Source organism: Desulforegula conservatrix Mb1Pa (assembly GCF_000426225.1).
Lineage (GTDB): Bacteria > Desulfobacterota > Desulfobacteria > Desulfobacterales > Desulforegulaceae > Desulforegula > Desulforegula conservatrix.
The window spans coordinates 23,498-43,951 of sequence record NZ_AUEY01000029.1 but is presented as its reverse complement, the minus strand read 5'-3'; the positions used below and the strand labels follow the sequence as shown (position 1 = coordinate 43,951).

The following is a 20,454-nucleotide window of genomic DNA, read 5'->3' as shown; positions in this document are numbered from 1 at the left end:
GCATTCTGTTCAAGCTCTTTCTTCCAGGCTGATATCTGATTGGAATGCACACCAAACTGATCGGATAATTCCGAGAGGGTTTTGTCTCCCTTCAAAGCCGCTAACGCCACTTTAGCCTTGAATGCTGGTCCGTGATTTCTTCTGATTCCTTTTGCCATTCTTCTGCTCCTTTTTTTTGATGTTCTAATAAAGCAGATTTTCACTTAAATGGCTGTCCAATTTTTCCAGACCAGCTCTCATATCTGGATAATCTTTAACCTGCTTTAAGATAAGCATGGCGGAGTAAAAATGGTAATCAAAAAAGTTTTTGCCAAGCTTTTTTCAAAAAGCGACCCGTCTGCACACGCATCTGGTGAGCAAGCCTTAGAGCTTGAGCACCCTAAGAATCGGGTTTTTTGACGGCAACCGGACTTTTTGCGACCTTGTCAGCCATATAAGGCCATTCAAATCAAATTGATGGATCCTAATCAAAAGCCATAAAATTAAAAAGGGAGACTCGAATGAGTCCCCCTTTTATTTTCAAGTTTTCAAAAACAAGTTTTTATTATGCTTCTGGCCCGCTGTAATTATTTTCCTTGCGGAGATTCGGAAGAATTCTTTCTGCTATGTCACCTGGTACTTCGTCATAGTGGGTGAATTTCATTTCATATGTACCGCGTCCGCCAGTCATGGACTGGAGCTGATTAGCGTAGGTTAGAACTTCGGAAAGAGGTACCTGGGCCTTGATTATCTGTTTTCTTCCGGCACTGTCCATGCCAAGGACTCTGCCGCGTCTTGAGTTGAGATCGCCCATGATATCGCCCATAAACTCGTCTGATGTGATGATGGACATTTCCATAATCGGTTCAAGAAGAACAGGGCCTGCGTCCTGGGCGGCTTTTTTAAAGGCAAGAGAACCTGCTACTTTGAATGCCATTTCAGATGAGTCAACTGCATGGAATGAACCGTCATCAACAGTCACCTTGAAGTCAACGCATTTGCATCCTGCAAGAACGCCTCTGTCCGACGCTTCAATAACGCCTTTTTCAACAGCAGGAATAAACTGGCGAGGTATAGAGCCGCCGACAATTGCGTCAACAAACTCGAATCCGCTGCCTTTTGGCATCGGTTCCATGACGATCCAGCAGTCTCCGTACTGACCATGTCCGCCTGACTGTTTCTTGTGCTTACCCTGGACACGGACTTTTTTCTTGATTGTTTCACGGTACGGAACTTTTGGAGTGCTTGTTTCAACTTCAACATTGTATCTGCTCTTGAGCCTGCCAACGACAGTATCAATATGCACAGTTCCCATACCAGCCAATAGCATTTGCTTGGTTTCAGTGTTTCTCGTTATGGAGAGTGAAACGTCTTCCTCAAGAATTTTTGAAAGAGATGAGAAGAGCTTGTCTTCATCACCCTTTGATTTTGGACCTATTGCAAGGGCAATAATGGGCTTCATAGGTGCAGCAGCCTTGAACTTGACCTTTTTGTCCTCATCGCAGATTGTGTCGCCGGTTGCAGTGTCTTTAAGTTTTGCGACAGCGCATATTGATCCTGGAACAGCCTGCTGTATCTGCTTCTGTTCCTTACCTGATATTTCAAGAAGCTGGTTAAAGCGTTCTTTTGAATCTTTCTTCATGTTGTAGAACTTGCCGTCAGGTACCATGTTTCCTGAGACTACCCTGAAAATCGAGAGACGGCCTGCATAAGGGTCGACTATTGTATGGAAAACAAGGGCTGAGAAAGGTCCGTTTGGATCAGGATTAATGGTGATTTCTTCACCTTTTTCGTCGGTCGCTTTCCATGGCCCTCTTTCAGATGGTGACGGCATATAGTCTGCCGCAAAGTCACAGAGTAAATCTATGCCGATGTTTTTGGTGGCTGACCCGCAGAGGACAGGCGCAAACACTCTATTAGCTATCCCTTTCTTCAGGGCCGATTTTATTTCATCATCTGCAAGCTCGCCGCCTTCGAGGTATTTTTCGAGAAGCGCGTCATCTGCTTCAGCAACGTTTTCAATGAGTTCTGACCGCTCGGTCTCGAATTGATCCTGAAGATCCTGGGGTATGGCTGTTTTTGTTTTTTTCCCGCCCTCATAGGTAAATGCCTGTCCTGTGACAAGATCAATTATCCCTTTGAATCCGTCTTCTTTTCCGATTGGTATCTGTGTCTTTATGGGCTTAGGGGAGAGCAGTTCTGCCGCATTTTCAAGTACAGATTCCAGGTCGGCGCGTTCTTTGTCCATTTTGTTGACAAAAAATACGACTGGTTGATCATACTCAGCTGCGAATTCAGCCGCTTTTTCAGTTCTCAAGTTAACTTTATCTACAGCGTCAATAACTATAAGAGCCGTGTCCGCTGCTGGCATGCAGGTTTTTGCAGAGGAGAAGAAATTCTGGTCTCCTGGTGTGTCTATTACGCTGATACGTTTTTTGTTCCAGTCAATCTGGAAAAAGTGGGATGTCAGACTTGCTTTGCGTTCAATTTCTTCGGGCATGAAATCAAGTGTCGAGCTGCCGTCGTCGACTCTACCGAGTCTTTTTGTTACTCCGGCATTAAAAAGCATGGCTTCTGCCAGTGAGGTTTTACCAGCCCCGCCATGGGCAACGATCGCGATGTTTCTTATCTTTTCCACCATGTCCTTCATAATAAGACTGCTCTCCTTCCTGTATTTGATTGTATATCAGGCTGTGGCGTGAGACTTTGCCATCTTTATGTGACATTTTAATGATATCCCAACAAAATCAGAAACTCCTTATTACCTTTAGGCCCTAATATGGGAGATGAGGTAATCCCTTTTACTTCAAGGCCTGTCTCGCTGAAAAAACTGGTTAAATCAGATACAACTTCATCATGCAGGGCAGAATCTCTTACGACTCCGCCTTTACCGACGTTCTCTTTTCCTACCTCGAACTGAGGTTTGATCAGAGCCAGTATAATTGCATGTTTTTTAAGAAACTTCAATACAGCAGGTAAAACAATTCTGAGGGAGATGAACGACGTATCTATTGCTGCAAGATCGACTGGTTCGCCGATGATCTCAAGCGGCATATGTCTTATGTTTGTTCTTTCTATTGAAATGACCCTTTCATCCTGTCTCAGTTTCCAGGCGAGCTGGCCATATCCAACATCAACAGCAAAAACTTTTTTTGCGCCTCTTTGAATAAGACAATCAGTGAAACCTCCTGTAGATGCGCCAATATCCATGCATACAAGTCCTGTTACATCCATTCCGAAGGTGTCAATGGCATGCTGGATTTTAAGGCCGCCCCTGCTTACAAAAGGGCAGTCATCGTCGCCTTTGATTCTGATTTCCGAATCTTTCATCACTTTTGTGCCGGGTTTGTCAACAGGCTCATTATCGACAAGAACTCTTCCAGACATGATTATGGCCTGCGCCCTCTGTCTGCTTTGGGAAAGTCCTCTTTCAAACAGAATTATGTCAAGCCTCTCCTTGATTGGTTTCATCTGTTCAGCAGCCTTAGCGAGGCGTCGACTATGCCGTTGGCAGATATGCCGTATTTCTGCCTGAGTTCCATCTGGCTGCCATGTTCAATGAATCTGTCCGGATATCCGATGCGTTCGATTGTGATGCCTGTAATGCCATTGTCAGCAAGGCATTCGAGCACTGCGCTTCCGAACCCGCCCATTCTGACATGATCCTCGATGGTGATGATTCTGGGCGTTTTTGCTGCAAGTTCACAAATGAGATCTGTGTCAAGTGGTTTCACAGACCTTGCATTAACCACGCATGCCGAAATATTCTTTCCAGCCAGAATTTCAGCAGCTGAAATCGCCTCGGAAACTGGCTGGCCAATCGCAAGAATCAGGATGTCAGACCCTTCCCTGAGAATTTCCGCCTTGCCGATTTGAATCGGTTGGAATTGAGAGCTGGTCTGTGTTCCTGTGACTTTTCCCCTAGGATACCTTATGGCAACGGGGCCTTCATGGTTTACAGCCGTTTCAAGCATAGCTGAAAATTCATGCTCGTCTTTAGGCGCCAGCACTGTGAGGTTTGGCATGGAACGCAGATAAGAAAAATCGAACAGCCCATGATGAGTTGGGCCATCTTCTCCGACAACTCCGCCCCTGTCAATGGCAAAGACCACAGGATAGTTGTCTATACAGACATCATGGATGATCTGGTCATAGGCACGCTGGAGAAATGTAGAATAAATCGCCACAACAGGCCTTAAGCCTTCTGATGCCAGACCTGCGGCAAAAGTCACTCCGTGCTGTTCCGCAATTCCCACATCAAAGAATCTGTCAGGGAATCTTCTGGCAAAGTCGGAAAGACCTGTTCCTTCTGGCATGGCAGCAGTAACAGCCACAATTTTCTGGTTTCCTTCGGCAAGGCTGATCATTTTTTCGCCAAAAACCTGGGTATAAGTAGGCGGGCCTTGGTCTGAAGAAGCTGTTTCACCGCTGTCTATGTCAAAGGCAGACACTCCGTGGAAAAAAGTCGGATTTGATTCTGCCGGTTCATAGCCCTTGCCTTTTCTGGTTATGATATGAAGAAGAACAGGTTCGTTTACTTCCTTGATATTTTCTAAAATATCGATCAGATGGTTGAGCCGATGTCCGTCAATCGGGCCGAAATATTCGAAATTAAAGGCCTCAAAGAGCATCCCTGGCGTTACAAAGGTCTTGAAAGATTCCTCGCTCCTCTTGGCAATCTGGTAAATATCGTCTCCGATGCCCGGGAGAGCTTTCAGAAATTCCCCGAATGTTTTTCTGAATTCAAGAAGGCGTTTCTGGGTGAATGTCCTGCTTAAAAAAGATGACAGAGCACCCACGTTTTCTGAAATCGACATGTCATTGTCATTTAGAATGACTATAAGATCCCTGCCTGAATCGCCGGCCTGATTTAGTCCTTCATAGGCAAGGCCTGCGGTCATGGAACCGTCTCCGATAACGCATATGACCTTGGATTTGTCTTTTTTTATATGCTTTGCGCACGACATGCCAAGCCCGGCGGAAATGGACGTGCTGCTGTGGCCGGTCGTAAAAGCATCGTAAGGGCTCTCAGCTTTTTTTGTGAACCCTGATAGTCCGCCTGATTTTCTTATTGTGGGAAACTGGTCCAGTCTTCCAGTCAGCAGTTTATGGGCATAGGCCTGATGACCTACGTCCCATATTACCTTGTCCCTGGGTGCGTCGAATACATAATGTATGGCAATGGCAAGCTCCACAGCACCAAGGCTGGAAGCCAGATGGCCTCCGTTTGAAGATACGGTTTTTATTATTTCCTGTCTTATTTCCGCCGCAATTTCAGGAAGGCCTGTTTTCGGGCATTTTTTAAGATCCTGTGGTGTTTTTATATTTTTGAGCATTTTGATACAATCATCTCTTACGTTCAATTATATATCTGGCTATGGCCCTCAGAGGCTCAGCCTTTTGGTCAAAAACTGAAAGAGCATTGATTGCTGAGTCAATGAGCTCTTCAGCGTATATTTTTGACTCTTTAAGTCCGATCAGGGAAGGGAAGGTCGCTTTTTCAAGCTCTTCGTCACTTCCTTTGGCCTTGCCCATCAAGGCCGGATCGCCTTCAATATTCAATATGTCATCAGCCACCTGGAATGCAAGCCCTATGAGTTTCGAATATTTTCCGAGTCCATCAAGGGCCTTTTTATCCGCTCCGGCAATCATAGCTCCTGACAGCACAGAAGCTTCTATGAGTGCTCCTGTCTTGCTCATGTGGAGCTGTTCAAGCTCTTCTTTGGTTATTTTTTTGCCTTCGGACATTATGTCTTTCATCTGGCCTTCTATCATTCCCCTGTGGCCAGCAGCCCTTGCAACAAGACTTATGATTTCGAGGGCTTCTGGTATACCCTTTAGACTGTCAGCCAGTATTTCAAAAGACGAGGTAAGAAGCGCGTCTCCGGCGAGAATTGCTGTGGCTTCGTCAAAAGCCTTGTGGCAGGTTGGGATTCCCCGTCTCAGATCATCATTGTCCATGGCAGGAAGATCATCATGAATAAGGGAATAGGTATGTATCATTTCAAGGGCGCAGGCAACGCCTGTTCCTTTTAACGGCTCACATCCCAAGGTCTCCATAGCAGCGAGGCATAGCACAGGCCTGAGCCTTTTTCCTCCGGCCATGAGGGAATGATGCATTGCTGCGGTTATTCTCCTGCCATCATGGCTGTCAAGGCATTCTTCAAGCCTTGATTCAATTAAGACCCGTTTTTCTTCGAGGTATTTTTTAAGATCAAACATCGGTATTCCCGGAAAGGCCCGTTTTGTATATCCAGCGCTTAAGATAGTCTTTCAACGAGTATTTTTCTATCATTTGAACGCTGAAATGAAGTTGTCAGGATTCATCTTCAGCACCAGTAAAAGGCTCTTCTGTTATTTCACCTTCAGGTGTTCGGATCAGCATTGTGATTTTTGCTTCTGTCTCGTCGAGTGTCTTTGCACAGAAGTTCGAAAGCTTTATCCCGTCTTCAAATTTTTTCAGGGCTTTTTCGAGCGGGATCTCTCCGCTTTCAAGTTCTTCAACTATTTTTTCCAGATCCTTCATGGATTGCTCAAAATTCTTTTTGGTCATTATTCCTCTTTTCCTTCCACCTTTGATACAATCCTACCTGATGCCAGAATGGTTTCAACAAGCTGCCCAGGCATAACCTCTGACTCTTTCAGGATAATTTTTTTATCAGGCATTGTTCTTGTTATGCTGTATCCCCTTGAAAGAACAGCAACAGGGCTGAGAGCTTCAAGGGTTGCGCCAAGTCTCGCCACGTCTGATTTTTTATTTTTTACCATACCCATTATCGAAGCCTTGAGTCTTTCAGCAAGCAAGATTTTTCTATACTTCAGAGATCTGATATCTGAAACAAATTTTCCAAGCATGAGCCTGTTTTTTAAATTTTCAATCTTTGATTTTCTTTTGTCGAGGCATATCTGGCCGGCTCTGTGCAGTCTTGCTGTGAGATCATCGCATCTGAGTATGAGATCCTGGATTTTTTTTCTTGGATCAACGAGTCTTTTACAGAGAGACCTATAGTGGGTTCTGTGAGATCCTATTTGTCTCAGTGTGGAGTTGATTAGCCTGTTTCTGTAATTTGAGCCAAGTCTTTCAAGATCCCTGATGTCAGGCAATGCTATCTCGGCTGCCGCAGACGGAGTTGGCGCCCTCAGGTCAGCCACAAAATCACATATTGTAAAATCAGTCTCATGGCCTACGGCTGAAATGACAGGGGCAACAGATGCAGCAACAGCCCGTGCAAGTTCTTCCGAGTTGAACGCGGAAAGATCCTCTATCGATCCTCCGCCCCTTGCAATAATTATTATATCGCTGTCAGCAATCTTATTTACAAGCTCAATTGCCGAGACAAGCTGGGGAACGGCAGCATCGCCCTGAACAGTTGAAGGAACTACCTCAATGCGGACAGAAGGGAATCTGCGTTTTGATACAGTGATGATATCTCTTATTACTGCGCCAGATGGTGAAGTTATTACACTGATTTTTGAAGGGAGAAAGGGCAGGGGCTTTTTCCTTGATTGATCAAAAAGCCCCTCTCCGGCAAGTTTTTCTTTTAGCTGCTCAAACGCAAGCTGTAGGGATCCGGCTCCCTTTGGCTCTAAATATTCAAAAATTATCTGATAGCTGCCCCTTGGCTCATACACGCTTATTCTGCCGAGTCCTGTTATGGCAATGCCGTCTTTCAGGGCAAATTTCAGGGATTTAACCTGGCCTTTGAACATGACTGCGGCTATCTGGGCATTGGAGTCTTTAACAGTGAAATAATAATGGCCGGATGTCGGGATTCTGAGGTTCGATATTTCCCCCTCAACCCATACAAAGCTGAAGCTTTCCTCAAGAAGTGACTTAATTCTTAAAGTAAGGTTTGTGACAGTTAATACAGTTCTTGTAGGCAGTCCGCCAGGTACGTCTCTGTGAATCATCTTAAATCAGCCGCAGTTCCTTTTCAGATGCATAAAAATAGCAGGTTCCCGGAAAACAGCCGCTTTCTTTGATTCTTACATGGCTAAAATGGGCACAGAGAAACTTTTCAAGGTCTGACGGGCTGTTTAGCCAACCGGAGCTTTTGAGGATGTTTGACGATCCTGACAGAATACCATCTTCGTTCAGCCTCATTTTTGCTCCCGAGACTATTTTTTCGGCCACATTTTTATTGAATTCTTCAGGCCCCCTGTTCCATACAATGGAGTCAAACATGCCGACCGTCATATCCGTGGAAAAATCGCAGTACTTATAGGTAATATTGGGCGCACAATTATTGACTGACGCATGCTTAAGTGCGTCATGATTCGAATCTATTGCCGTGATGTGGTATGCCTTGGTACTGAAAAAGTTTTTAGCGTCAAAACCGTCACCACATCCAAGTTCGAGGACTTCTCCTCCTGCCTTGATCGCAAGAAGCCCCATGACTCCGGCTTCAACAGAAATTACCAGGGATCCGGCATTCCCCTTCCTTAAAAAGGAAAGCATTAATTTTTTGCCGTTATCTTCCCATGTTCCATTATTTTTATTTTTTATTGAATTTGAAAGGGTAAGCTTTTTCTCAAGAATCAGCCCTTTTATGGCAATGGACGAATTCTCAATTTTTTTATAAAAACGTAAGGAATTGTTTATAATTGACTGACCTATGCCGGAGATTACAGCCCCGGTTTTTTCTAAAAGGAGGTTCTTTGATGCTTCAGTTGCAGAGTCCATGGTGATCTCCTTATTTTAAGGTAGAGACGAGTGAATTTTGTTTTCTATCAATATATAATTTAAAAGTAAAGACGAGAGATTTTTTTAAATTATGATGCGGCAGACGTGTCAGGGAATATGATTCTGTATTCTAAAATGTAAAATTCAAACGTCGGATTACGAGCAAAGCAAGCTCTAATCCGACCTGCGAATTGGCCTGCTTTTACGGCTATTTAATCATGGCAAAGTAGCAAAAAGTCAGAAAAAGGCACCTGCGTCATGCCGGACTTGATCCTGCATCCTGTATTTTCATTAAGTTATGTGGTTATGCTCAATTCTCAGTAACATTTGAAAGTTCATGGGCTTAAGATTTTTAAAACTCTAAAAATATCAGTTTTTTGCCTACTAACAAAACCATAAAGTCTTTGCGGAGCTTTTTACAAAAAGCGACCCGCTCGAGGCACTCCCCTATCAACTTCAAAACAGCCGAAAGAATACGCTTCGTCTGACTTTGGTCTATTGGGTTATAAAGCCTCGCCGGAGGCACTCGGCTTAACGTCGGCTTACGGACAAAGGGTGTCCTAATCCGACCTACACATCACACTTTTTTGATGGCAAATTAACCATAAAAGGCACTTCTTAACTGAAAATCAGGCAGAGCCACATTAAGTTATGGATTCCGCCTGCGCCGGAATGACTGAAATTGGCCTTTTTGCGGCCTTGTCAATTATGCAAGGCCACTTTTTTATTAAAACTATCAGCTGTTTATTGGAATAATAAAGTATTCCACACTTAACGGGAAGATAGCCTTTTATTTACAGTTTATCGTTTTTTCCATTCATAGCCTTGCAGTTATTGGCAAGGCATTCATTCAGGTCAAGACCTTTAACCCAGTTGAGTTTTGTTTTTGCAGTAAGATAATCATGTCTTGCCTTTGCCAGATTTATCCTTGCTGAAAGAAGATTGGAGTCAGCATCATCTACTTCCAGTTTTGTTTTTACGCCATATTTATAACCAGCTTCAGCCATCTGGAGGAGACGTTCTGCCTGCACTGTGGTGGCTTCAAGACTTTTTACGATTTCAATAGCTTCATTCACGTCGTTTATTGCCTGGCGTGCATCAAGAAGAATCTGATCCTGAAGCTTTTTAAGTTCAACCTCGTAGCTTGTTACCCTGCTTTCGGCCTGCATTACCTGGCCTTTGCCTCTTAATCCGTCAAAAAGGGGGAAAGTGAGATAAAGTCCAGCATTCCAGTTTTTGCCTGGGTATTCCTCTCCATGTTCTACATATTTTTTTATGCCAAGTTCTCCCTTTAAGTCGAGTCTTGGTTTGTTAGAACCTTTTGCCACCTTGACAAGCTCGTTGAAGGTGTCAACCTGACTCATATAGTATTTGATATCTGGTCTGTTAGCATTTGCTTCCGAGAGAATTTTTTCAAGATTTTCAGGTTTTTCAATATCGCAGACAAGTGTGCCTTTTGCTTCGAAATCTCCTTCCATGCCTGTGAAATATCTGACCCTGTCTTTTAGCAGTCTGATACTGTTTTGAACCCTTGTAAGCTCTGGTTCGGCGTTTGTAAGGGCCACCCTTGCGGAAAGAACATCATAGTCTGTGGCCACCTCCATTTTGAATTTGCGTTCCGCCTCGTTAAGATGGCGCTGTTTCTGGGCTATGCTGTCCTTTGCAGTTTTTTCAAGCTCCATGCCGAGAAGCAGGGCATAAAAAACGGTTGCCGATTCCCGGAGCGCAAGCTGGCGGACTTCCTGAAGCTTGAATTCGGAAGATTTCATGTCGTGTTTTGCCGCATTTATGGCCGCACTGACCTGACCCCATGTAAAAACAGGCTGGGCAAGAGTCAGTTTTGATTCCATCTCGCTCTGTTCGAGCGTCGGGCTTGGAATACCAAGGATCTTTGAATATGTCGGTGGCAGTCCTGTTTTTTCTATGGCTTCGTCCCTGTACCTCTTTATGCTTGTCTCTGTACCTATATAAGGGAATGCCGAGGCCCTTTCTTCAATATACCGTCCTTCTGATATATTGATTCCTTCCCTGGCCAGTAGAATATCCCTGCTGTAATCAAGCGTTAGCTTCAGGCATTCTTCCATTGTGAGGTTTTTCTGCCCGGCAGAAGCGTTTGGCACGATTGTGGCCGAAAGGGCAAAGACAAAAGCTGATATCCTTAAAAAATGTTTCATTGTTTTATCCATGTTTAATTCAATGAGTTAAATCGTGGCCTTTATTGCCTTTAATCAGTTTAATGATAAAGGCAGTGGCGTCATCAAGAACCGAATATGCTACAGGCACCATTATCAAGGTAAGGAGAGTAGACGTTACAAGCCCTCCAATTACAGCCCTTGCCATGGGTGCGCGCATTTCAGCTCCTGGCCCAAGAGCGAGGGCAAGCGGGAGCATGCCGAAGATCATGGCCGCCGTTGTCATTATGATTGGTCTGAGCCTTGTCCTTCCGGCTTTTATGAGCGAGCTTTTTCTGTCCATGCCCTCTTTCCTGAGCACTATGGCGTAGTCCACAAGAAGTATGGCGTTTTTAGTTACAAGACCCATGAGCATGATGAGCCCGATAAGGGACATGATGTTAAGGGTGTCTCCTGTGAAATAAAGGGTCAGGATGACCCCTACGAGGGAAAGCGGCAGGGACATCATGATGGATACGGGAGCCACGAAGCTTTCGAACTGGGCTGCAAGAATCAGGTAGATCAGGATTATCGCAAGCAAGAGTGCCTCGAAAATATACTGGAAAGTTTCGGCCATGTCCTCTGCCTCTCCGCTCCATGAAACCGTATATTCCGAGGGCAGATCAAGCTTTGAAACCTTTTCCTTTATGGCGTTTATGGCATCGCCAAGAGCCATGCCTTCTGCCGTGTCCGCAGACAGGGTTATTCTGCGCCTTAGATCCAGCCTCTGGATTTTGGCAGGTGAAATGGACATTTTGAATTCTGCGACATCCGCCACAGGCACAAGCACCCTGCTGCCGTCAGGCCGGACAGAGAGAAGGGTCAGTTTTCCTAACTGGGCAGGGTTCATTCTGTATTCATCTGAAAGCCTTACCCTTAAGTCATAGGCATCTCCATCCTTGTCTTCGTAAGTGCTGACCTTCATGCCTCCGATCAGAGGGGCAAGGGTTTCCACAACCTGGCCTGTTGAAACACCAACATCGACAGCTCTTGCTCTGTCCACAAAAAGTTTGACCTCGCTTTTTTCCTGGTCAAGGCTGGAATTGATATCAACCACGCCTTTTACTTCGCCCATAACTTTTTTGATTTTTTCAGACTGGATCTTTAAGCCCTCAAGATCGTCTCCCTTGAGGTTGAGATTTATTGGGGCCATGGCGTGGAAACTGCCCGGGTCCATGAAGCTAGTTGTGACACCCGGTATTTTCTGTACGCCTTTTCTCATTATCTCGACCAGTTCGGACTGGCTGTGTTCTCTTTCCTTTTTATCCTTGAGTTTTATGTAGATAATGCCCTCGCGCACAGTTCCATTGTCTCCTGCGCCGATCGTGGCATAACTCAGTTTCACGCCTGGTGTTCCGTGCACGACTTTAAGGATTTCTTCAGCCCTGCTCCTTGTTTCATCAAGGCCGGCATCGGGCGATGCCTCAAAATTGATCTGCATTTCACCCTGATCGTATTCGGTGAAGAAAGCACTGCCTACGAAAGGAGCCATGAGAATGGCGAATATGAATGCGCCTGCTCCCATGGCGATGACTGTCTTTTTATGATCCAGCGCCCATGAGATTGTTATTGTATATCTGTCTGCCACATCTTCGAAAAAGATATTGAACAAAGCCAGCATTCTGAAAATGAAGTTTTTCTGATGATCCGGATCATGCTCTTTTCCTGCATCAGGGTCATGCCATTTTGAAGAAAGCATGGGGTCCATGGTGAAGGAAACAAAAAGCGAGATCGCAACCGCAAAAGCAACTGTTATGCCGAACTGGTAGAAAAATCTTCCTATGATCCCCTTCATGAAAGCTACCGGAACAAAAACAGCCATGATGCTCAAAGTTGTTGCAAGAACCGCAAGGCCGATTTCCTTTGTTCCGTCAAGGGAGGCAGCTACGTGATCCTTCCCCATCTGGAGATGGCGCACTATGTTTTCCCGGACAACAATCGCGTCATCTATGAGGAGCCCGATGGCAAGCGAAAGTCCCATTAACGTAAGTGTATTCAGGGTAAATCCGAGGGCCTGCATTATTATGAAGGAGCTGATTACGCTTATTGGAAGGGTTATGCCTGTAATGACCGTGGATCGCCATGAAATAAGAAAGCAGAAAACAATCAGAACGGTCAGGATACCTCCAAGAATCATGGTCACCTGAACATCCTCAACAGATTCCAGGATAAAGACCGACATATCCCTTATGATTTCGATCTCAACGCCTTCGGGCAGCTCTTTTGAAAGTGTGGAAACAATCTTTTTGATCCCTTCGGCCACATCAACAGTATTGGCTCCTGACTGCTTCAGTATGTCAAGGGATATGGCCGGAACTCCGTTTAAAAGGGCGAGCGATCTTGGTTCCTTGATTCCGTCTTTTATGGACGCGATTTCCTTGAGTCTTATTGGTCTGCCTTCACGCCATGCCACAATCATGTCCGGATAGCCCGAGACTTCGGACGGTTTTCCGGAAACCCTTACAGGGAATTCATAACCGCTTCTGTTTAGCCTTCCAAGAGGGGTGTCGACGTTTTCCTGTCTGAGTCCCTGGATCACCTCATTCACTCCAAGCCCCAAGGATTCGAGGCGGACAGGGTCAAGCCAGATATTGACCTCTCTCATTGACTCTCCGATGAGGTTTACCTTGCCGACTCCGGTCGAGTTTTCGAGTCTGCGCTTAATCCTTTTATCCACAAGGGTTGTGAGTTCTTTGGGCCCAAGCTTGGATGATTTCACTGAAACCGATATGACCGGAGCTGATGCAGAGTCCATTTTTTGTATTACGGATTCATCGCATTCCTTGGGCAGATCACCCTTTATGGCGTTTATTTTTGATCTTGTGTCCTGGGATGCGTCGTTTATCTTTGTTTCTAAGGTAAATTCCACGACAATGAAAGATACGCCTTCCTGGGACGTAGATGAAATATGCTTTACACCCTGGACAGGATTCACCGCTTCTTCAATTTTTCTTGTAACCTCTCGTTCAACTGTTTCAGGAGGAGCGCCTTCATAAACAGTTGTTATTGTTAGTACAGGGAATTCTACATTTGGATAAAGATCCGTACTGAGCTTGCTGTAGGAAAACATGCCGAGAACCAGAAGGGTCAGCATCATAACTGTGGCAAACACAGGGCGTTTTATTGAGACTTCGGTAATAAGCATGATTTTGGCCTGTTATTTTTTTTCCTGGGTTGAGTTGCCTTTGCCGGCTTTGTCTGCTGCTGCGGGTTCTGCCTGCTGTCTGCTGTTTGTAACAGTCACTTTTGTTCCGTCCTTAAGATTAAAGCCCCCCCTTATAACAATGTCGTCATTATCATTAATTCCTGAGGTGATTTCTATTGTTTCTTCTGTGGCAAGACCGGTCGCGACATTTTTAAGAACAGCCGTATCAGGGCTTTTAATAACAAAGACAGAGGCCGTTCCTTTTTCAATATTAAAAGAAAGAAGGGCATTTTTTGGAACAGTGAGGGCCTGTTTTTTTTCCTCAATTACGATTTTGCCCCTGGCAAAAATTCCGCCCCTCAGTTTGCCTTCTGCGTTACTTACTTCTGCCTGAATTCTGCCTGATCTGTCCGATGAGCTTACAAGGGGATTAAGACGCTTAACACTGCCTGTGAAAGTCTGGCCTGGCAGACCATCAACTGAAAATACAAGATTCTGGCCTTCCCTGACTTTTGGGAATTCTGTGGCAGGAACATTTGCCGTTAAATCCAGAATTCTGTTGTCAACCACGGCAAAAAGCGGTGCTCCCCTGTCCACCCAGTCTCCTTTGTCAACTTTTCTTTCAGAAACAGCCCCTGTGATAGGAGCATAAACCTTTGTTTTGGACATGTTCCTTTTTGATTCAGCTACCATGGCCTGGGCCTGGCCAATCTGGGCTTCTGCAAGGTTTGCCCTTGCTTCTGCTGATTCAAGTTCGGACTTTCTTTCGTCAACTTCCTGACCTGTTACAAGGCCGGCTTCTTTAAGCTTCATTGTCCTTTCCCATTCTCGCATGGCCCTGTTAAGACCTGCCTTTGCTTCGAGATGCTGGGCTTTTGCCATCTGGAGTCCTGCCTCGTTTCTGTTAAGCTCAACCTTAAAATCTGTGGGGTCGAGTTCAAGAAGGATGTCTTGAGGAGTAACGCTGTCCCATTCCTTGACACGTATTTCAGCGACTCTCCCGGGTATCTCGCTTTTTACTTCAGTAGATGTTTTGGGTGCGAGACTTCCGTAAACCTCGACAAAACGCTGGAGATCCTTTTTTTCAGGTTTTGCTGTGTCAACAGCAACTAAATCTGACGAGTCGCCTGCTTTTTCCTCGGAGTTTTTCTGTTTTGCCATATACTTGACACCGATTGCGGCAAATAAAAGAAGTGCGGCGCCAGAAACAATGATCCATTTTTTCACGGAAATCCTCCAGCTTTCATTTATAATTTTTGTCAAATTCGATTGTGCGGGGGTAGGTATTACCACTTATGGTATATTTTAAACACTTGTTTGAATCAAGTGTTTTATTGTGTGTTTGTAAATTTGATTATACTGTGCGATATCTACTGAATTGAATGCTTACTGGAGGTATTGCCGGATGATTACCGGAATTATTATTCCCAAAGAAGGGATCTTCGGAATAAATACTTTAAATTCAGGATTCCCCTTCACTGAATGTCCTGAAAACTGGAAAAAAGATATCCTCGACCTTGAGCCCTGGACATTAAATAAATTTGATTCAAAAGATCTTTCCTTTGAATATTTTTCCGCGCAGTATTGTGAGTCACTTTATCCTGTTTTTGTTTTTGAAAAATGCTCTTCTGTCATGGATCTGATTCCCATGTTAAAAAAACAGGAACTTGTCAGGGACTGGGGTTCTGTAATTTCGGTGACCCAGACAAAGGGCAGGGGAAGATTCTGCAGAAAATGGGAGTCAACTCCAGGAAACATTCATGCGGCAATTCAGTTCCCGGATATTTATGAAGATTTTTCCAGCCTTGCCTCAATGATTGTTTCAGTCATTATGATTGAGTTTTTTAGAAAACACGGGATAGAACCCGGATTAAAATGGCCGAACGATATAATTTTTGGGGGTAAAAAAATTGCCGGCATCCTCGTTGAGAAAAAACAATCCGGGTATATCGTGGGTATAGGAGTTAACCTAAAAGATAATCCCGCACTATCGGAAATGCGCGAAGGTTTTGCTTTTCCGGCAGGAATGGTTTCTTTGCCTGAAAACGCAGGCGGGCCCCTGAAAATATGGATTGACTTCATGAATACACTTGTAAAAAGAACTTATGAGATTGTTTACTCTATAGGATTGTCTGGGTTTATATCGATTGCAAGCGGCATGCTTGTATGGAAAGGAGAGCTTGTAAGGGTCTCGGATATACCGGAAGGCGAGATCTACGGTGAGATACTTGGAATAGGTGCAACCGGCGGTCTTAGAGTCGGCGAATCATGCCGTGAAAAGGAGATTTTTTCAGGAACAGTGGTCAGAGTAAATAATAGGTAAATCATTATTATTAGTGTTGACGTTAAACATGCCATTATATAGAATGCCTCGCTTTTATAGAGGTATTTAAATTGATCATATTACCTGTCTGGTTGCCTGTCCGGCAAATCCTTATTTATCAATAATTATTTGATTTTAAGGTGGGGGGCAGGTGGATGTATATCTGCATTTGTTTGCAGCCAGTATCAGGAGCGGTTATCCGGAGGAAAAATGGAACAGAAAAGTTTTGATCAGGTTTTGGAAGAAATCAAAGGGAAACGTATACTAGTCGTAAACCGCGGCATACCAGCCCGCAGAATTGTCCGCTCCATCCAGGAGCAGCTCAGGGCTATTCCTGTTGTCACGGCCACGGATGTAGACAAGACGTCTCCAGCCATAGGCGGCGCCCAGGAGCTTTTACTTCTGGGATCTGATCCAAGAGCTTATCTTGATTTAGACCGGATAATCAGCGAGGCCAAGGCAAAAAAAGTTCACGCCATTCATCCTGGCTGGGGTTTTGCTGCCGAAGACATGAGTTTTCCATCCAAATGCAAGGAAGCTGGAATAATATTCATTGGCCCTCCTGCTGAAATGATGCATCTGCTTGGCAACAAGGTAGAGGTAAGAAATCTTGCCAAGAAAGTTGGCGTGCCTGTCGTTCCTGGTTCTGAGGGAGCGGTTGATATTGCTGAAGCCAGGGCTGAAATAGAAAAAATAGGGCTTCCTGTCATGCTCAAGGCCGAAGGCGGCGGAGGCGGCAGGGGTATCCATATTATAAAGACCAGGGAACAGCTTGAAGATTCCTTTATGAAGGCATCGGCAATGGCCCTTGCTTCATTCGGCAATCCAAAACTATTTGTGGAGAAATATCTTGAATCCGTTCGCCACGTTGAAATTCAGGTAATTGCAGACCAGTACGGCAACTGCTTTGCCTTTGATGAACGTGACTGTACTGTTCAGAGAAATCATCAGAAACTCGTTGAGATCACTCCTTCACCGTGGCCAGGCATGACAGAAGAGCTAAGGAGCCGGCTCAAGGAATATTCAACCAGACTTGTAAAGGCGACTGGCTATTATTCCCTTGTTACAGTCGAATTCCTTGTTGACCATGAAGGAACGCCTTATCTTATAGAAGCCAACACAAGGCTTCAGGTTGAACATGGAATCACTGAGTGCCGCTACGGAATAGATCTCGTTGAAGAGCAGATTGCGATAGCATTCGGATCAAAACTCAGGTTCAGCGAAGAAACTGTAAAACCTTTTAACTGGGCAATGCAGGTTAGAATTAACTGTGAAGATCCCCAGAAAGGTTTTTCTCCAAATACAGGACTTATAACAAGATACAGATCTCCTGGCGGCCAGGGAATCAGAATTGATTCCTGCCTTGCAGCAGGTTATGAATTCCCGTCTAACTATGACTCTGCCGCCTCGCTTCTTATTGCCTATGGAAGAAGCTGGGATAAGGTTGTCAGCATAATGCAGCGTGCTCTTAAAGAGTATTTCATCAGCGGAATCAAGACAACCATACCTTTCCACAGTCAGATAATGACAAATACTGAGTTCAGATCAGGAAAATATGACACAAGATTCATAGAAAAAACTCCTGAACTGATGGAATACACTGATAAGGAACCTCAGGCCCTGAGGCTTTCAAGGCTTGTTGCGGATATATCAGCCAAAGGATTTAACTCCTATGTTCAGCTTGGAGAATACCGCGGCAGATATGACAAACGTCTCGGCTCTGTCAATCCGGTTCTTCCGGCAATTACAAATGCCAAGAAGTGTTCCGACAGCATTTATCCAAGATATGACAGAGACGCTTGTCTTGAATTCATCAGAAGCTCTGAGCGTATTCATTTCATGGATACGACCACAAGGGATATTACCCAGTCAAACAGCGGCAACCGTTTCAGGCTCGCCGAAGACAGGCTGATCGGGCCATATCTTGACAACTGTAATTTCTTCTCCCTTGAAAATGGCGGAGGAGCTCATTTCCACGTCGCGATGATGGCAAACATGACCAATCCTTTTGAAGAAGCAAGGGAATGGAATCAGTTTGCTCCTAAAACTATGAAACAGATTCTTATCAGATCCACAAACGTTCTTGGTTACAAACCCCAGCCAAAGAATCTGATGAGACTTACAGGCGAGGCTATTTGTGAGGAATACGACGTAATCAGGTGTTTCGATTTCCTTAATCATATTGAGAACATGAGACCTTTTGCCGAAGTTGTTCTTAATAACAAGAGAAATATATTCGAGCCTGCCATCTCGCTTTCCTGGGCAAAAGGTTTTGACGTCGATCATTATATGGGCGTGCTTGAGGATATTCTCACCCTTGTTTCAAGCGTTACAGGATTCCCGAAGGACAAGTGCACAAAGATTATCATCCTTGGTCTCAAGGATATGGCCGGTGTCTGTCCTCCGAAATTCATGAGGGCGCTTGTAGGAACAATCCGCAAGAAATACCCTGAGCTTGTGGTTCATTATCATCGTCATTATACAGACGGTCTTTTCGTGCCTGCTGTGGGCGCAGCTGTTGAAGCAGGCGCGCATATTGTTGATACCGCAATCGGCGCATCAGTAAGATGGTATGGTCAGGGCGAAGTTCTTTCAACTGCGGCATATATAGAAGACGAGTTCGGAAAACAGAACTATCTTGATAAAGACATGATAAGGGACTGCAATTTTGTTCTAAAGCAGATCATGCCTTATTATGACAAATATACTTCCCCTTATTTCCGTGGCATAGATTACGATGTGGTTGAGCACGGAATGCCTGGCGGCGCGACATCATCTTCCCAGGAAGGAGCACTCAAGCAGGGATATATCCATCTTCTGCCTTACATGCTTAAGTTTCTTGCTGGCACCAGAAAGATCAATCGTTACCATGACGTGACACCTGGTTCCCAGATTACATGGAATACCGCTTTCCTTGCCATTACAGGAAGCTACAAACGTGACGGTGAAAACGGGGTTCTTGAGCTTCTTGAGATTCTTGATGAAGCTGTTCAAAATCCAGGAGAGCCAACATCTCCTGATATAAGAAAAAAGAGGCTGAAACTTTACAGAGACAGTAATGATGCTTTCAGAAATCTTCTTGTGGGTAAATTTGGTAAGCTTCCCCTCGGATTTCCGTCTGACTGGGTTTATGAGAGTGCTTTTGGCGCCGGATATCAGGATGCCATAAAATCACGAACAGAAGATTCTCCTCTGACTCACCTTGTGGATGTGGATATTGACGCAGAAAAAGAAGCTCTTGCAAAACTTCTTGAACGCGAACCTACTCATGAGGAATTTCTCATGTTTCTGAATCATCCTGCTGACGCCATAAAGACAATAAAATTTCGTGAGGAGTTCGGCGAGGCCAACAGGCTTCCGCTTGACGTGTGGTTCGAAGGCCTTGAACTTGGCAAGGAAATGGATTTCACAGACAGCGATGAAAAACCCCATCATATAGTCATACATTCCATTTCAGAACCCGGAGACGACGGAATATGCATGGTTCGTTATTCTCTTGATTTCGAGGCCATTGAATATGGTGTCAAGGTTCAGGCTCCAAAGTCAGACAGGACTGGTTCATTTGAAAACGCCGACAAGGATAACAAATTCCATGTCGCCGCTCCAAGTAACGGTGATCTTTGGATCATGCACGTCAAACAGGGCGATATTGTCAGGGAAGGTGATGAGGTTTTCAACCTTTCAATTATGAAGCAGGAAAAGGGCGTTTACGCAAAGACAGATGGAATTGTCAAGCGTGTTCTTAAATTTGCTGATTATCAGGTGAACAAGAAGATGGTTCCGATAAAGGAAGGCGAGCTGATCGTAGAGCTTGGGCCGATTCCAAAAACATGCCCGGACTGTTCAAATCCTGTTCCATCTGATGATTTTGCATTTTGCCCGAGCTGCGGGAAAAAATTTTAGACGGGTATGAACCGTATATATTGGGCACAGTCTTAAGTTGAGGTTTTCAAAAGGCTGTGTTCCAGTTAAATGTTGAAATATGTAGAACAAATTGTTTTTATTTTTTTCTTGGGGAACTTTTTACAAAAAGGTTCCCCAAACCCCTCAAAAACTCTAAGTTTTTTATGATATCAGCCCTTTATTTGATGGACTCGCAAAAAGTCTTTAAAAGGCATCGGTGTCATGCCGGACTTGATCTGGCATCTTTGTA

At 44.7% G+C, this 20,454-nt stretch carries 13 protein-coding genes; 2 read left to right on the top strand and 11 right to left on the bottom strand.

Annotation, left to right across the window (positions count from 1 at the left end; genetic code table 11):
• From K245_RS24120 to K245_RS24110, 11 genes are all read right to left on the bottom strand, one after another.
• The coding region (locus K245_RS24120) for a helix-turn-helix domain-containing protein (RefSeq protein WP_035277058.1) at nucleotides 1-158 on the bottom strand (158 nt) is incomplete at its 3' end.
• 386 nt (nucleotides 159-544) lie between these two features.
• Complete coding sequence (gene fusA, locus K245_RS0111720; protein WP_027359436.1) at nucleotides 545-2,629, bottom strand: elongation factor G; 2,085 nt, start codon at nucleotides 2,627-2,629, stop codon at nucleotides 545-547.
• A gap of 77 nt (nucleotides 2,630-2,706) precedes the next feature.
• Nucleotides 2,707-3,450: a TlyA family RNA methyltransferase gene (locus K245_RS0111715; protein WP_027359435.1), complete on the bottom strand. Its 744-nt coding sequence runs from the start codon at nucleotides 3,448-3,450 to the stop codon at nucleotides 2,707-2,709.
• On the bottom strand, nucleotides 3,447-5,321 hold the full coding sequence (gene dxs, locus K245_RS0111710; protein ID WP_027359434.1) for a 1-deoxy-D-xylulose-5-phosphate synthase: 1,875 nt from the start codon (nucleotides 5,319-5,321) through the stop codon (nucleotides 3,447-3,449). Before dxs ends, K245_RS0111715 begins: the two co-directional genes overlap by 4 nt.
• 4 nt (nucleotides 5,322-5,325) lie before the next feature.
• Entirely contained in the window at nucleotides 5,326-6,201 is an 876-nt protein-coding gene (locus K245_RS0111705; RefSeq protein ID WP_035277057.1) for a polyprenyl synthetase family protein, read from the bottom strand.
• Between the two features lie 94 nt (nucleotides 6,202-6,295).
• Entirely contained in the window at nucleotides 6,296-6,532 is a 237-nt protein-coding gene (locus tag K245_RS0111700; RefSeq protein WP_027359432.1) for an exodeoxyribonuclease VII small subunit, read from the bottom strand.
• On the bottom strand, nucleotides 6,532-7,890 hold the full coding sequence (gene xseA, locus K245_RS0111695) for an exodeoxyribonuclease VII large subunit (protein ID WP_051284061.1): 1,359 nt from the start codon (nucleotides 7,888-7,890) through the stop codon (nucleotides 6,532-6,534). Before xseA ends, K245_RS0111700 begins: the two co-directional genes overlap by 1 nt.
• 1 nt (nucleotide 7,891) lies before the next feature.
• Nucleotides 7,892-8,662, bottom strand: coding sequence for a class I SAM-dependent methyltransferase (locus K245_RS0111690; RefSeq protein ID WP_027359430.1), 771 nt, complete (start codon nucleotides 8,660-8,662; stop codon nucleotides 7,892-7,894).
• A 794-nt stretch (nucleotides 8,663-9,456) separates the two neighbouring features.
• A complete protein-coding gene (locus tag K245_RS24115; RefSeq protein ID WP_051284060.1) occupies nucleotides 9,457-10,836 on the bottom strand; it encodes a TolC family protein in 1,380 nt (459 codons plus the stop codon).
• A 19-nt stretch (nucleotides 10,837-10,855) separates the two neighbouring features.
• On the bottom strand, nucleotides 10,856-13,978 hold the full coding sequence (locus tag K245_RS0111680; protein WP_027359429.1) for an efflux RND transporter permease subunit: 3,123 nt from the start codon (nucleotides 13,976-13,978) through the stop codon (nucleotides 10,856-10,858).
• Between the two features lie 12 nt (nucleotides 13,979-13,990).
• Nucleotides 13,991-15,205, bottom strand: a complete 1,215-nt coding sequence (locus tag K245_RS24110; protein WP_051284059.1) for an efflux RND transporter periplasmic adaptor subunit — start codon at nucleotides 15,203-15,205, stop codon at nucleotides 13,991-13,993.
• Between the two features lie 178 nt (nucleotides 15,206-15,383).
• On the opposite strand from K245_RS24110, the gene K245_RS0111670 reads away from it, so the two are divergent.
• Entirely contained in the window at nucleotides 15,384-16,301 is a 918-nt protein-coding gene (locus K245_RS0111670; protein WP_027359428.1) for a biotin--[acetyl-CoA-carboxylase] ligase, read from the top strand.
• Between the two features lie 210 nt (nucleotides 16,302-16,511).
• Nucleotides 16,512-20,204, top strand: coding sequence for a pyruvate carboxylase (locus tag K245_RS0111665; protein ID WP_027359427.1), 3,693 nt, complete (start codon nucleotides 16,512-16,514; stop codon nucleotides 20,202-20,204).
• The last annotated feature ends 250 nt before the right edge of the window (nucleotides 20,205-20,454 follow it).

Coding starts and splice junctions, on each gene's coding strand:
- K245_RS0111700 (WP_027359432.1), bottom strand. CDS start 6,532: ATGACCAAAAAGAATTTTGAGCAATCCATGAAGGATCTGGAAAAAATA.
- fusA (WP_027359436.1), bottom strand. CDS start 2,629: ATGAAGGACATGGTGGAAAAGATAAGAAACATCGCGATCGTTGCCCAT.
- K245_RS24115 (WP_051284060.1), bottom strand. CDS start 10,836: ATGAAACATTTTTTAAGGATATCAGCTTTTGTCTTTGCCCTTTCGGCC.
- K245_RS0111690 (WP_027359430.1), bottom strand. CDS start 8,662: ATGGACTCTGCAACTGAAGCATCAAAGAACCTCCTTTTAGAAAAAACC.
- K245_RS0111665 (WP_027359427.1), top strand. CDS start 16,512: ATGGAACAGAAAAGTTTTGATCAGGTTTTGGAAGAAATCAAAGGGAAA.
- K245_RS0111715 (WP_027359435.1), bottom strand. CDS start 3,450: ATGAAACCAATCAAGGAGAGGCTTGACATAATTCTGTTTGAAAGAGGA.
- K245_RS0111670 (WP_027359428.1), top strand. CDS start 15,384: ATGATTACCGGAATTATTATTCCCAAAGAAGGGATCTTCGGAATAAAT.
- K245_RS0111705 (WP_035277057.1), bottom strand. CDS start 6,201: ATGTTTGATCTTAAAAAATACCTCGAAGAAAAACGGGTCTTAATTGAA.
- K245_RS0111680 (WP_027359429.1), bottom strand. CDS start 13,978: ATGCTTATTACCGAAGTCTCAATAAAACGCCCTGTGTTTGCCACAGTT.
- xseA (WP_051284061.1), bottom strand. CDS start 7,890: ATGATTCACAGAGACGTACCTGGCGGACTGCCTACAAGAACTGTATTA.